Source organism: Paenibacillus sp. J22P143 (genome assembly GCF_059692035.1).
The window spans coordinates 1-13,572 of record NZ_JCAUAQ010000015.1 but is presented as its reverse complement, the minus strand read 5'-3'; the positions used below and the strand labels follow the sequence as shown (position 1 = coordinate 13,572).

The window sequence follows — 13,572 nt, the reverse complement described above, 5'->3', positions numbered from 1 at the left end:
AAGATGTCTTACGACCCGTCACCCCAGATACAGAAACCTAAATCTGTACAGAAACACTTAGGAGGAAAACCAGTTGGATACAGGTACTCATCTCGTCATTGGCTTAGGATTAGCAGGACTATCGCAAATCGATCCGAGTATTTCCGCAGATACAGCAGCAACGACTGCTGTTTTTATTGGAACTGTTGTAGGGTCTCAGATTCCTGATATTGATGGACTCCTCCGTTTCAAAGGAAATGCTCTGTATATTCGCAATCACCGCGGTCGCTCACATTCCTTACCTGCCATTCCCTTATGGACGCTGTTGATAACTGGGGCACTCGCGCCATTCTTCCACGGTATTTCCTTCATGCATCTTGCCATGTGGATCGGCATCGCCGTTTGCGTTCATGTTTTTTCCGATTGTTTCAATACCTACGGAACGCAAGCCATTCGACCCTTTTCAGAAAAGTGGGTATCGTGGAACATCATTCACATCTTCGATCCCATTATATTCACTAGTCATATCGCGGCGATCTTCATGTGGTCCTTTGATCTAGCGAGGCCACAGCTGATTTTCCCCACCTTATACGGCTTACTCGCGCTATATTACATTTGGCGAACACTCGACCATGCCATTATCGAAAAAGGGCTGTATCGGAAAGATGCCACCTATCAGCCTGGCGATAACTATACACTTATTGTAACATTCAACCTCTACGTCTGGAATGTTGTGAAGGAGCGAACCGATGGGACGTATCAGTTAGGCGAGCTCAAGAACGGCAAGCTGAAGTGGTTGGACACCGTTACCTGCTCCGACCACCCAGCCATCGAGATTTCCAAGCATAACGAAGACATTCAAGCGTTACTCTATTTCTCCTCCTTCACCGCTGCCGAAGTGAAAGAACATCATTGGGGTTATGAAGTAAGATGGGCGGACGTGCGCTATCGTCATCGCAAGCAATTTCCATTCGTCGGCGTGATCCTTATGGATCACAATTTCCAAACGCTCGATTCTTACGTCGGCTGGGTAAATGATTCCAAGCTCGGTAAGAAGCTGAAGGTTGATCTGTATTGAGAAGTCGTCGAGGCCTACGCATAAACTGCATGGGTCTTTTTTTTGTATCACGTCGTACGACGCACGCACCAAAAGCCCAGGAGCTATTTAGGCTCCTGGGCTTTATTATTACATAGTTCGGGTATGCTAGTACGGAGACAAGTTATCTAGTTAGCGATAACTAGATCCAGATTGCCCCGCGAGCGTTTGCTCGGCGATTTGTACCAACCGGCGAGTAATGGCACCACCAATAGATCCAGTGTCACGGGTTGCCATGTTTCCATAGTAACCATCTTGAGGAATTTGAATGCCCAACTCCTGAGCTACCTCATATTTCAATTGGTCTAAAGCTTGATTGGCTTGCGGAACTACCAGTGTGTTGCTGCTACGAGATTGTGCCATCAGGATCGTACTCCTTTCAGTCAGCTATAATCTTTGATGTATTTGCAAGCTTGCAAAGATAGTATGTGGAGGAAATGAATTTATATGCACAGCGCTCAAAAAAGTTTAAAATAAGAAGATGCTAGGATAACACCTTGAACAATCTTCTAGAAAGTAGGTCGTCACCAGTATGAGTAAACCACTTGCTCTCCTATTCGCAGTTGTTGGTACGCTGCTGCTCGCTTGTATCTCCCTTTTCATCGCCCTTCGAGAGCCTTGGATGGTGCTCGCTTGCACGATCGTTTCGTTAGGATTTATCGGATATGGCTTCGCAGTGAAAGCCAAGATGCGTCGGAAAAATACGCCTTCCAAGTGAACAAAAAGCTCAAATCCCCGCATGTAGGGATTTGAGCTTTTTTTGTTTGTAAACGATGAGCTTAGCGAACAATAAAGCCCATCCGTTTCTTCACCTCAAGCAGCGTTTGATTAGCCACTTCAGCAGCTTCGTCAGCGCCTTTTTTCAAAATATCAAAGATTTCTCCTGAACTACGAATCTCATGATAACGTTGCTGAATCGGCTCTAATACAGCCACAAGGTGTTCGGCTAGATCTTTTTTGAATGGACCATATCCTTGACCTTCGTATTTCGCTTCAATTTCCACGAGACTCATCTCTGCAAAGTGTGAGTAGATCGACATCAAATTACTAACCTCTGGTTTGTTCTGAGGATCATATTTCACCTCACGACCTGAATCCGTAACCGCGCGACTTAATTTCTTACGAATCACATCTGGCGTATCCAGCATCGCGATGAAACTTCCGGCATTCGGACTGCTTTTGCTCATCTTCTTAGAAGCATCGTCTAGTGACATAATTCTGGCGCCCACCTCTGGTGTATAGGGCTGTGGCATTACAAACATATCTCCGAAACGGTTATTAAAACGGTTAGCCAAATCACGCGTCAGCTCCAAATGCTGCTTCTGATCGTCTCCAACAGGAATTAGATCTGCGTTGTATAACAAAATATCAGCAGCCATCAGCGACGGATATGTGAACAACCCTGCTCCAACAGATTCTTTCCCCTCTGATTTATCTTTAAATTGTGTCATGCGCTCTAGCTCGCCCATATGCGTCAGCGTCGTCATAATCCAGCCTAACTCGGCATGCGCATGAACATGAGATTGCAAGAACACTGATGCCTTATTTGGATCTAGCCCTGATGCGATATAAAGCGAAGCGATGGACTCCGTTTGTTCCCGGAGCGCCGCTGGATCTTGCGGTACGGTAATGGCATGCATATCAACCACCATGAAATAGCAGCGATACAACTCCTGCAGCTTCACAAAATTACGAAGTGCGCCAATATAATTGCCAATTGTCAGCTGACCGCTGGACTGCATACCAGATAGTACTCGTTTCATTTCAAAAACCTCCTATAAATTTGGTTACTTACGCGATTCATATACCGAAAAAAGACAACAAAAAAGCCTCCCTCCGCAAGGGACGAGAGACCGTGGTACCACCCTAATTTGTCTACCAACATAACCAAAGTTATGTGCATGTAAACCTTCAGGCTCTGATAACGGAGAGCTACCGTTTAGCATAATTAACTGTGTGGCTTATTCCGGCCTAGGTTCCGGTAAATCTTCACAGTGTTCAGCTTCAAGCTCAAGGATCCATTCGGTTTGCTTGTTTCACCGGTTCGCACCAACCACCGGCTCTCTGAGAAACGCGAGACAAACGTACTTGTTCCTATCATCGCAATTGATTTTCTATTATTATACACCCTTAGTGATCAATGTCAATCAAGGACATTGTCCTAGATTGACCAGCATGTACATAGGATAGTTACATACCAATCCTTCCGGCAAAGGGGTGTCAACGCATTGTCCTCAACTCTGTACCGCTGGAGCCTTCCCGTCTCCACGGTGATTTGCGCGTTTCTCTTGTTTCTGATCGTGACAACAAGACTACTCCCCGGGGCGGGGATGATCATGGAACCAGTCAGTCATGTGTTCATGGCTTTTATGGACATCTTCTTAGATGCCCTACCGTTCATGATTCTCGGCGTTCTGCTATCTACGATCGTAGAAAACTTCATTCCTGAGGGCGTCATCCAGCGAATGACCCCCAAACACCCTCTAGGTGGCGTGTTGTTTGCCTGTGTGCTGGGCATAATGTTTCCCCTCTGTGAATGTGGCATGATCCCCTTCGTGCGCCGCCTGATGCGCAAAGGGATGCCTGTCTACATCGCCGTCATCTTCATCCTCGTCGGGCCTATCCTTAACCCGATCGTCTTTGCCTCCACTTGGATGGCTTTCCGCGGCAACCCGGCGATGGCTTATTCACGCATGGGGCTCACCTTCGGTGTTGCGCTTGTGATCGGCTTCCTGCTCACCCGATTTCTCAAGAGCAATCCTTTGCGGCACCCGATTGAGCCTGCAGCAAGCCAAACACATCAGCACAAGCATGATCACAAACACGAGCATGCTCACGTGCATCATCATGACCACGGACATCATCATCATGACGACCATCATGGTCACACCCATTCCCATGGGGAGAGTCGTCTCATGACGATGGTCAGCCACGGCTCCTCTGAATTGTTCGAGATGAGCAAATACTTAATGCTAGGCGCTTTGCTGACAGCGCTAATTCAGACATTCGTCGCGCAGGATAGCTTGAGCAACCTCGGTCAAGGCGTCTTCATCTCTCATGTGTTCATGATGGGCTTCGCCTACCTGCTCTCCCTATGCTCAACCACAGATGCCTTCGTAGCTGTCTCCTTTGCCAAATCATTTTCACCTGGCTCCCTGCTCGCCTTCCTTGTATTCGGCCCCATGATCGACGTGAAGAGTACCCTCATGATGCTTTCGATCTTCAAGGCCCGTTTTGTTTTGACGCTTTCCATTGTTGTTGCGATAACAGTTTTGAGCGGCTCTCTTCTGTTTATGCATTTTTTTCTGGCTTGATTCCCTGCACTCTTGATTCGTACGATGTATTTCAACTCTTCATCAAGGATCGGGACAGCTAAATCTATGCCACTATCCCTTTCGCTCAGGTTGTCGGTTCAACGAAGGCTGAACTGAGCTTAGGGGATAGTGATCATAGCATGTCTCGCATCCAATAGTTGTACAAAAAGCCCTACCCGACACAAGTCGGATAGGGCTTTTATCTTGTAAAAAATTAAATTTTCAAAATCGCGCCAGCACTTGCGTTCGTTACCATTTTGGTATAACGGGCCAAGTAGCCAGTCGTAATCTTCTGTTGGAATCCTGCCCAAGTCTCACGACGTTTCGCAAACTCTTCATCGCTGATTTGCAATTCGATTTTGCGTCCATCCATATCGACGTCGATGATGTCGCCGTCATGTACGAAAGCAAGCGGTCCACCCTCAGCAGCTTCTGGGGACATATGTCCAAGCGAGATCCCGCGGGATGCGCCGGAGAAACGTCCGTCAGTGATCAAGGCTACTTTCGCGCCCAGACCCATACCTACGATTTGGGACGTTGGTGCCAACATTTCTGGCATACCAGGTCCACCCTTTGGTCCTTCGTAACGAATGACAACAACGTGTCCTTCTTTTACTTTCCCATTGGCGATACCATACAAAGCTTCGTCTTGAGAGTCGAAACAGATTGCTGGACCAACGTGACGTCCACCAACGGACTTATCAACGGCACCGACTTTAACGATACTGCCTTCAGGAGCCAAGTTACCGAATAGAACAGCTAGACCGCCGCGCTCACTGTGCGGGTTCGTCAACGGACGAATAACGTCGAAGTTCTGAATCTCACGACCAGCTACGTTCTCGCGAAGTGTTTGTGCCGTTACGGATAAGCAATCTCCGTTGAAAGCACCTGGCTTTTTGAGCAACTCATTGATTACCGCACTTACTCCGCCAGCCAAATGCACATCTTCGATATGGTAATCGGAAGCTGGCGCGATTTTCGCAAGATGAGGAACGCGTTCTGCTACTTCGTTAATACGAGCGATCGGATACTCGATACCCGCTTCTGCCGCGATCGCCAATGTGTGAAGAACCGTGTTCGTGGATCCACCCATCGCCATATCCAAAGCAAATGCGTTATCAATCGCATCAATCGTAACGATATCACGCGGCTTGATGTCCTTCTCAATAAGAACCATCAGCTGCTTTGCACAATCTTTAACGAATTGTTTACGCTCATCTGCCACAGCAAGAATCGTACCGTTACCTGGCATTGCTAGTCCCAGACCTTCAGCTAGACAGTTCATGGAGTTCGCTGTGAACATACCGGAACAGGATCCACACGTAGGACAGCCGTATTGCTCTAGCTCTTCCAGACCCGCTTCATCCAATTTACCCGCTTGGAAAGCACCAACGCCTTCAAATACGGAAGAAAGGGAAATGGATTTACCGTTTTTATCTTTACCAGCTTTCATCGGTCCACCGCTTACTAACATCGTAGGGATGTTAACGCGTAGAGCGCCCATGATCATACCTGGTGTAATTTTATCACAGTTAGGAATACAGACCATACCGTCGAACCAATGCGCGTTAACTACCGTCTCCAAGGAATCGGCAATAATCTCACGGCTTGGCAAGGAATAACGCATCCCGATATGACCCATCGCAATACCATCGTCAACCCCGATTGTGTTGAACTCGAAAGGAACACCGCCTGCTTCGCGAATCGCTTCTTTCACGAGCTTACCGAATTCTTGCAAGTGAACATGTCCAGGAATAATGTCTATATAAGAGTTACAAACCGCGATAAACGGCTTGCCGAAATCTTCCTCTTTAACGCCGGCTGCACGTAGCAAGCTACGGTGTGGAGCGCGGTCGAAGCCTTTTTTGATCATGTCACTACGCTGTTTTGGATGTGCCATTCTTTATTCCTCCTAGAATACATTTCAGTAATGAAAACAATGAAACTATCATACCACACTTCTCGCAAAATTTCTTCCTTTAGTGTGATAACGCATCAACGTGCGAGTAAAACAACTTTAATACTTTTCATCTATTTACATGTATCCCCTTACTTCCTGCCAAAATCCGCCTTAATTTCGCCCCACTTTTTTGTATCCCATTTGGCGATTTTATTGGCGTATGTATTCGTATGCAGCCATTTCAAGGCACGATCCACCAAGCTCCAAATTTCTTCGGTTGACGCATCTCGAACTAAATTCGTAGATACATCCTTCTTGCGAATCCAGCTCAGCGCTGTGACCGAATCGGTATAAATGGTTTGTTTACTGCCTTTTTTCTGCAGGTAAGCAAGTCCGTGAACAATGGCTAGAAATTCACCAAGGTTATTCGTTCCCTTCGAGATCGGTCCTTGGTAGAAAATGATTTCACCAGTTCGCGTGTCCACGCCTTTATATTCCACGATCCCCGGGTTTCCTGAGCAACCGACGTCCACGGAAATACTATCATAATCCACCTCAGGCGCTGACTCAGGAGTCGCTGTTTTTTTGCTAACAGCTGGACCCCCAGTGCCTTTACCGGCAAAATTAAGTGATTTCTGCCAGCCCCTCTCCAGTGCTTGACGCGCTTCACCTTCGGATTCATAAGACTTGAATTTCGCTTGCGGATACCCGTTCGTCTGCGCCTGACATTCCGCCCATGAACGGTAAACACCAGGCTTGTGCCCTACCCAAACGACATAAAATTTCACTGATGACGCCATATTATTCACTCCGTATTTTAAGTTGTAATTGCTCCACCAGCTCTTCGACGACCTTCACCGTATCTTGAAAATACGGTCGGTAATCCAAGTCAGCGATGAATCGAAGATATGTTTCACCGATGTCTACTAGTTGCTTGCGATACTCTGTGCTAGGAATGATATGCTTCTCTAGCTCGCGGTACGAACCGTTCGTTCGCTCTTCAACAGAAGAAAGCTCGAGCTGTTCCTCCGCTAGATGACGCACAACGAAGGAGAAGCCTCTACATTCCGGGTCTCCGCAGCCGCAAACGAAGAACGGCATTCGTTCCCATTGATCAGCAGGGGCGAAGCGGTTCGGAGTTGTGTCGTGCAGCGCACTATATAATAAGGCAGGCAGACCAACATCAATGCATAGGGGTTCTTCAATAATCAAACTATCTTCCACAGACATATGAACATCTGCTTGAATGATTTGTAAATCTTTATCTAAGGACCAGCCTTTAATCGCTAGTTCAAACATGCTCTCTCCCCACTTTCCCGACTTCCATTTTCCCATTATAACAAAGTCGAAACGTTCTTGCTTTTACGCAATAATAAAAGGATTAAATTTCCAATAAAAAAATGAGTAATATTAACAAAACTGTTCATACTACCTACTACTGGAGGTGATATCAGATGGCTACAGGACAATCTCGCAGCAGTAACTCCTTAGTAGTTCCTCAAGCTTCATCAGCCCTAGACCAATTGAAGTATGAAGTTGCTCAAGAATTGGGCATCCAAATTCCTCAAGATGGCTACTACGGTTATATGACGTCTTATGACACAGGATCTATCGGGGGCAGCATCACTCGTCGTCTCGTTCAAATTGCTGAGCAACAACTTGCTGGTACAAGCAATAAATTCAGCAGATAATCGCGATCTCGCTCCACTATACTTAAGCAACAAAAGGGCCTTCATCCGGGTAGATACTCGGAGAAAGCCCTTTTTTTTCATCTCAACCTATTTAATGTCGTAGATCTTGTACAAATCATCCAACATGATGTTGGCCGATCTAACGCCGCCGCCTGTATTCCAAGTTGCATCATTTACTTTGACTAATTTATTTTCTTTCACCACTTTAAGATTTTTCCAAAGCGGATCATTCATCCATTCTTGCTCTTGTTTATTCCCTTTACCGTCGCCGATTTCATACGTAAAGTAGAATACGCGATCCGCGGCATCCAGCTCAGTCAAGCGTTCTTTCGTAATATCTTCGAAGGATTTCTCATTACTTTTGGCATCCGAACGAGCGAAACCAAGTTGTTTGAAGACAACGCCTGAGAACATGTCGTCGTAATAGAATCTCGTTTTGCCACCCATAAATCGGATGACTGCCACTTTTTCCTTCAGCTTATCGCCTGCTTTGGATTTGAAATCTGCAATTCGGTTATCGAAGCTTCCAATTACTTTGTCGCCTTCGGCTTTCTTATTCAATGCATCAGCATACAGACTGAAGTTGTTTTTCCATTCTCCGCGCAGCGTCTCTGAGAAAACGGTCGGGGCAATAGCTTTTAATTGCTCATATATTTTTTCTTGACGAAGCTTATTCCCAATAATTAAATCTGGTTTTAGGGATGCGATGACTTCCAAATTCGGTTGTCCCTCAACACCTAGCGTAGTAACACCTTGCATATCTGCTTTAAAATGGTCATACCAAGGGTTGCCATAGAAAGATTCAACAGCTCCAACTGGTTTAACCCCAAGTGCGAGTAAAGCTTCTGTTCCTTCATTCGTCAAAATAACAACGCGTTTGGGATTCGCAGGTACTACGGTTTCACCCATAGCGTGTTTAATTGTACGTGGGGCTTCTGCTTTCGCAGTTTCTTGCGGCGCTGCAGAGGCAGCCGACTTTGTTTCTGATTTAGCTCCACATGCCGTTACGATCATACTAAAAACAACGAGACATGCAACAATAGCCCACGTTCTTCCAAACGCAAGGTGTTTTTTACTTAACATAATCAATGATGTTCCCCCTAGGTGTCTTTAATTGTGATAACGATTCTCATAACCTAGCACATAATACTCGCATTGAGCCTTCATTGTCAACCTTTTTTTGATAATGATTCTCATACTCGTTGACTTCGCCTAAGGTTAACTTTAAAATATATGAAGCAAGAAAGGTAGGAAGGAAGCAGGTAACCATCATGCATACATCAACGTCAGAACGCCTCTCTCATTTTTATAAAAGTATCGGATTATTAGCAGCCATCTGTATTCTCCTTACATTAATACTAAGCAGTGTCCGCTTCGGTCTCCATACCTATTCTTGGGATCAAATCATGACATCCTTTAATCCTTCTGATAAACCTACGAATGAGTCGATTATCATTCAAACTGTACGTATACCTAGAGCTTTGATTGCCGCACTCGTTGGCGGCAGTTTGGCCATAGCAGGCGCATTAATGCAAGCGATGACTCGAAATCCACTCGCTTCGCCTAGCATTTTCGGAATTAACTCTGGAGCAGCTTTTGCCATTGTTGTAGCTGTTGGATTTTTCGATGTGTCCAGTCTTACGCACTTTACATGGATTGCTTTTCTCGGTGCCGCTATCAGCGCATCACTGGTCTATGGGCTCGGATCACTAGGCCGCGACGGCTTAACACCAATGAAAATCACACTCGCAGGTGCTGCGATGACAGCCTTTTTCGCTTCGCTCACACAAGGCATTCTACTTGGCAATGGCAAAGCCTTTGAACAAGTGCTGTATTGGCTTGTTGGTTCTGTTGAAGGACGAACCATGGCTATGCTGCAATCCGTATATCCCTATATGCTGCTTGCATGGCTCGGTGCAATCCTATTATCCCCACACATCAACGTCTTATCGATGGGTGACGATATTGCCAAAGGACTAGGGCAGCAAACCGTATACATTAAACTAATTACTGCACTCATGATTGTTATACTTGCTGGTGGATCAGTCGCTGTAGCTGGCCCTATTGTATTTATAGGTCTCATGATTCCTCATATTGTCCGTTTTCTTGTGGGCATTGACTACCGTTGGGTTATTCCCTATTGTGCAGTGCTTGGCGGAATCCTCTTGGTTAGTGCAGATATTGGGGCACGCTTCATTATTATGCCGAAAGAAGTTCATGTCGGCGTTATGACCGCTATTCTTGGCGTTCCTTTCTTTATTTACATTGCGCGCAAAGGGGGACTCCTCAAATGAGTGCTTCCAAGCGATATGTTACGATTCGAAGTAAAAGCTACTCTTTTTTAATTAGTACAAAATCCATCCTGATTACACTTGCCCTTCTCGTGGCCGTCATACTTATGATGATTGTGAGTACAGGTATCGGCAGCATTACGATTAAGCCTTATGATGTCGTACGCGCTGTTTTTGGTTATGGGACGGACCCAAGTACAATGATCGTTCGATCATTGCGTTTGCCTCGTGTCATCATGGCTGTCCTGATCGGCGCCGCTTTAGGCGTCTCCGGGGCTATTTTACAAGGAATCGTGCGCAATCCGCTCACATCACCGGACACGATTGGCACAACAGGCGGTGCAACGCTTGGCGCTGTTTCCTTTTTCTTCTTTTGCTCGGATAAACTAAGCATTCATTGGCTGCCAGTCGCCGCTATTCTAGGGGCGTTCCTTGCAACCTTGTTGGTTTACATCTTTTCTTGGAAAAATGGCATTACACCGTTGCGGCTCGTCCTCATTGGGACTGGGCTCACAGCTGCGATGAGCGCAGTATCGTATCTCATGATGCTTACTGGCCCTATCGTACTCGCTCAACAATCACTCACTTTTATGACTGGCAGTATATACGGTGTATCTTGGGCTAAGGCTGTTTATCCCTTGCTGCCTTGGGTTGCTGTGCTAATACCCGTTATTTTCTTGTATACGCGGCATATTACCATCCAATCCTTAGGTGAGGATATTGCACAAAGTGTTGGAAGTCGTGTTCAGCGTCAGCGTTTTCTGTTAATCATGCTAAGTGTCGCCCTGTCGGGTGCTGCAGTCGCTTTTGGCGGAGCCATAGGCTTCATTGGGCTCATGGCTCCGCACATTTCTCGCAGACTGGTCGGTCCTAGCTTCGGTTCTTTGATTCCGGTCTCTGCACTAACTGGCTCTTTACTTCTGCTTCTTGCAGACTTAGCGGGACGTTCGCTATTCAAGCCACTTGATATTCCAGCAGGCGTGTTCACGGCAGCCATCGGCGCACCTATCTTCATCTACGTCCTATATCGCAGTAGAAGTCGCGGATAACCCCCCATGTCTACGAAAAAGGAGAACGAGCTAATGACAAACTTAGACCATGCACTCGAAGCCCGATCGCTTCAATTGACATACGGAGATACAACGATTTTCCAAAGCTTAAATCTGCAGATCCCTAAGGGTAAAATAACCGTTTTTATCGGCAGTAACGGCTGTGGAAAATCCACCTTGCTGCGCTCACTTGCCCGACTTATGAAGCCTGCCTCTGGTAGTATTCTTTTGGATAGCTATGAGATTGCTAAGCTCTCTACCAAAGAGGTCGCCAGACGAATGGCGATCTTGCCCCAAGGACCTACTGCACCCGAAGGGCTCACCGTCAGACAGCTTGTCAAACAAGGACGCTATCCTTATCAAAGCTGGCTGCAGCAATGGTCCGCGGAGGATGAGAGCAAGGTCATGAGCGCTCTCGAGCTTACCGATATGCATGAATTTGCCGATCGCACCGTCGACTCACTCTCCGGGGGACAGCGCCAGCGCGCTTGGATTGCGATGACATTAGCTCAAGATACGCCTACTTTACTCTTAGATGAACCGACCACCTATCTCGATCTTACCCATCAAATTGAGGTGCTGGACTTATTGTTTGAGCTGAACGAGAGAGAACAGCGCACAATCGTCATGGTTTTGCACGACATTAATCTAGCATGCCGCTACGCGCATCATATTGTCAGCATCAAGAAGGGTTCCGTTTACGCAGAAGGAAAGCCTGAAGACATCGTCAATGGGCCATTGCTGCGTGATGTGTTCGGTATGGATTGTCAGGTGACGACAGATCCTATCTTTGGAACTCCCATGTGCATTCCTTATGGCAAGGGTCGCATTTTGCTCCAAAAAGAACCCCAATCACAATTGTGATCGGGGTCCTTTTGATAAAAATAATAGGAGTATGAGTGCTAAATCGTTCTTGCATATGTAGCCATATTATAATTACTCTCAAATTATTTTCGTTCTGTAACATCGTTCCCGTTATTTCATGAGAGCGCTTGAAATCACATTTTCTATAGATTTTAACTGTAATATCGTTCACGATAAAACACACTAATTGACCACATTGCGTGGTCTTTTTTGTGGTCAAGCCATAGCCTTTATAATTTCAAGACATACAGACAACAAGCCTTCTTTTGTTGAACATTTGAGCAAGGCAAACACCCCTTCATCTTCATTTTTACAAAACTATGTACGAGTTGCTTTGCTTATGTAATATTTATTCAACTAGTTGTCCGAATAAAAAAGAACCCCTTTCGGGGTTCCTCTTCGACGGTGAATAGATTGATGGTACTTTTGCCTTGAACCTTACTTGGCTCGGTCTCTACCTCATCACACTAATTGCAGTACATGACTACATTAATGAGCTCACGGCACATCGCCTCGCTTCAATATGGATTCAAAAACAACTTCCCTGGTGTTTTATCTTTGAATGCTCTGCGACACTACACCTCGCTGTTTTCACCGTCGTAAGATATTATGTGCGATCCCTACAGTTTTAATACGTGAATACAAAATGTGTCTAATTTTCTAGCCTCTGCCAGAGCTAAACCACTTCTGTTTGGATGTAATTTCATAAATTCACCCTTTGCAGCTTACATGTACTATTGGGCTTTATTATACAGCAACAATTAAAACAAAAAAAGCCACTCCGTTTGGAGTGACTTTGGATTGTTAAAATGAAAAAGACCCCACAATAATGTGATGTCTAAATCGACGGAGAAATCAACGGATTTCTCATATTTGAATTAAACAGGCAATCCCGTCAACAGACAGGATACATTTATAACTTTATTAAAACACATTAGCAACTATTGTGTTGGCGGAACGATTGTTTCCATCGTCATTCTGAAGAATTAAACAGGGTCTATATTTCTCTTCTTCACTGCCTATTCCTCTGCCAAGATAACAGTAATACACTTCTCCTCTGCGAACAACCCTTGTTCTACTCTGAATAGAGATTTTATCTAAGTATGTTTTCTTTTTAAACCAATCTAAATACTGTTCAAGTCTAGACAATCGAATTGACACTTCATATCGCTCTCCCATATAGTAGTTTTCGACTAGTGTTACTGCTAAACCATACTGTCCGCCAATTGACGGCGTAAGTTGTCCTAACCCTGACGGACAAGCTGTCCAGTCGGTGATTTGAAAAAAGGGAGAATCAAGAACATTCTCCCTGGATGACGCGTTTGACCATGTGATCATCTATGATGCGATGCCCATTCTGAGCTCCGTAGATTAAACTGTGCGTGCAA

The 13,572-nt window shown here is 45.6% G+C and carries 14 protein-coding genes and 1 other annotated feature; of the genes, 7 read left to right on the top strand and 7 right to left on the bottom strand.

The window, feature by feature from the left end; all coding sequences use genetic code 11:
* Window positions 1-73 precede the first annotated feature (73 nt).
* Complete coding sequence (locus tag AC58PQ_RS19165) at window positions 74-1,057, top strand: metal-dependent hydrolase (RefSeq protein WP_497244276.1); 984 nt, start codon at window positions 74-76, stop codon at window positions 1,055-1,057.
* Between the two features lie 150 nt (window positions 1,058-1,207).
* Here the strand turns inward: AC58PQ_RS19165 and AC58PQ_RS19160 are convergent, their stop codons facing one another.
* Window positions 1,208-1,438 carry an alpha/beta-type small acid-soluble spore protein gene (locus AC58PQ_RS19160; RefSeq protein WP_497244274.1) on the bottom strand — a complete coding sequence of 77 codons (231 nt, stop codon included), beginning with the start codon at window positions 1,436-1,438 and terminating at the stop codon, window positions 1,208-1,210.
* A gap of 169 nt (window positions 1,439-1,607) precedes the next feature.
* Between AC58PQ_RS19160 and AC58PQ_RS19155 the strand changes: the two genes are divergently transcribed.
* Window positions 1,608-1,793 carry a DUF5325 family protein gene (locus AC58PQ_RS19155; RefSeq protein WP_477590378.1) on the top strand — a complete coding sequence of 62 codons (186 nt, stop codon included), beginning with the start codon at window positions 1,608-1,610 and terminating at the stop codon, window positions 1,791-1,793.
* Between the two features lie 61 nt (window positions 1,794-1,854).
* Here AC58PQ_RS19155 and trpS read toward each other — a convergent pair whose 3' ends face one another.
* Window positions 1,855-2,838, bottom strand: a complete 984-nt coding sequence (gene trpS / locus AC58PQ_RS19150; RefSeq protein WP_497244272.1) for a tryptophan--tRNA ligase — start codon at window positions 2,836-2,838, stop codon at window positions 1,855-1,857.
* Between the two features lie 75 nt (window positions 2,839-2,913).
* Window positions 2,914-3,185 (bottom strand) — a binding site (T-box leader).
* Between the two features lie 226 nt (window positions 3,186-3,411).
* Here trpS and AC58PQ_RS19145 point away from each other — a divergent pair.
* A complete protein-coding gene (locus AC58PQ_RS19145) occupies window positions 3,412-4,389 on the top strand; it encodes a permease (protein WP_497244270.1) in 978 nt (325 codons plus the stop codon).
* A 214-nt stretch (window positions 4,390-4,603) separates the two neighbouring features.
* Here the strand turns inward: AC58PQ_RS19145 and ilvD are convergent, their stop codons facing one another.
* The 3 genes from ilvD to AC58PQ_RS19130 form a co-directional block, all read right to left on the bottom strand.
* Window positions 4,604-6,289 carry a dihydroxy-acid dehydratase gene (ilvD, locus tag AC58PQ_RS19140; RefSeq protein ID WP_497244268.1) on the bottom strand — a complete coding sequence of 562 codons (1,686 nt, stop codon included), beginning with the start codon at window positions 6,287-6,289 and terminating at the stop codon, window positions 4,604-4,606.
* 149 nt (window positions 6,290-6,438) lie between these two features.
* Window positions 6,439-7,089 (bottom strand): ribonuclease H, encoded by a 651-nt coding sequence (gene rnhA, locus AC58PQ_RS19135; RefSeq protein ID WP_497244266.1) that lies wholly within the window; start codon window positions 7,087-7,089, stop codon window positions 6,439-6,441.
* Between the two features lies 1 nt (window position 7,090).
* Window positions 7,091-7,588, bottom strand: coding sequence for a hypothetical protein (locus AC58PQ_RS19130; protein WP_497244264.1), 498 nt, complete (start codon window positions 7,586-7,588; stop codon window positions 7,091-7,093).
* Between the two features lie 155 nt (window positions 7,589-7,743).
* Between AC58PQ_RS19130 and AC58PQ_RS19125 the strand changes: the two genes are divergently transcribed.
* The gene (locus AC58PQ_RS19125) at window positions 7,744-7,980 is read left to right on the top strand and encodes an alpha/beta-type small acid-soluble spore protein (RefSeq protein ID WP_056613391.1); all 237 of its coding nucleotides are present in this window, start codon (window positions 7,744-7,746) and stop codon (window positions 7,978-7,980) included.
* A gap of 87 nt (window positions 7,981-8,067) precedes the next feature.
* On the opposite strand, the gene AC58PQ_RS19120 is transcribed toward AC58PQ_RS19125, so the two are convergent.
* Window positions 8,068-9,063 carry an ABC transporter substrate-binding protein gene (locus tag AC58PQ_RS19120; protein WP_497244262.1) on the bottom strand — a complete coding sequence of 332 codons (996 nt, stop codon included), beginning with the start codon at window positions 9,061-9,063 and terminating at the stop codon, window positions 8,068-8,070.
* A 188-nt stretch (window positions 9,064-9,251) separates the two neighbouring features.
* Between AC58PQ_RS19120 and AC58PQ_RS19115 the strand changes: the two genes are divergently transcribed.
* The 3 genes from AC58PQ_RS19115 to AC58PQ_RS19105 are packed head-to-tail and all read left to right on the top strand — an operon-like array spanning window position 9,252 to window position 12,184.
* Window positions 9,252-10,274 (top strand): FecCD family ABC transporter permease, encoded by a 1,023-nt coding sequence (locus AC58PQ_RS19115; protein WP_497244260.1) that lies wholly within the window; start codon window positions 9,252-9,254, stop codon window positions 10,272-10,274.
* On the top strand, window positions 10,271-11,320 hold the full coding sequence (locus tag AC58PQ_RS19110; protein WP_497244258.1) for a FecCD family ABC transporter permease: 1,050 nt from the start codon (window positions 10,271-10,273) through the stop codon (window positions 11,318-11,320). Before AC58PQ_RS19115 ends, AC58PQ_RS19110 begins: the two co-directional genes overlap by 4 nt.
* A gap of 33 nt (window positions 11,321-11,353) precedes the next feature.
* The gene (locus AC58PQ_RS19105; RefSeq protein ID WP_497244256.1) at window positions 11,354-12,184 is read left to right on the top strand and encodes an ABC transporter ATP-binding protein; all 831 of its coding nucleotides are present in this window, start codon (window positions 11,354-11,356) and stop codon (window positions 12,182-12,184) included.
* A 924-nt stretch (window positions 12,185-13,108) separates the two neighbouring features.
* Here AC58PQ_RS19105 and AC58PQ_RS19100 read toward each other — a convergent pair.
* Complete coding sequence (locus AC58PQ_RS19100) at window positions 13,109-13,522, bottom strand: type II toxin-antitoxin system PemK/MazF family toxin (protein WP_497244254.1); 414 nt, start codon at window positions 13,520-13,522, stop codon at window positions 13,109-13,111.
* Window positions 13,523-13,572: the final 50 nt, after the last annotated feature.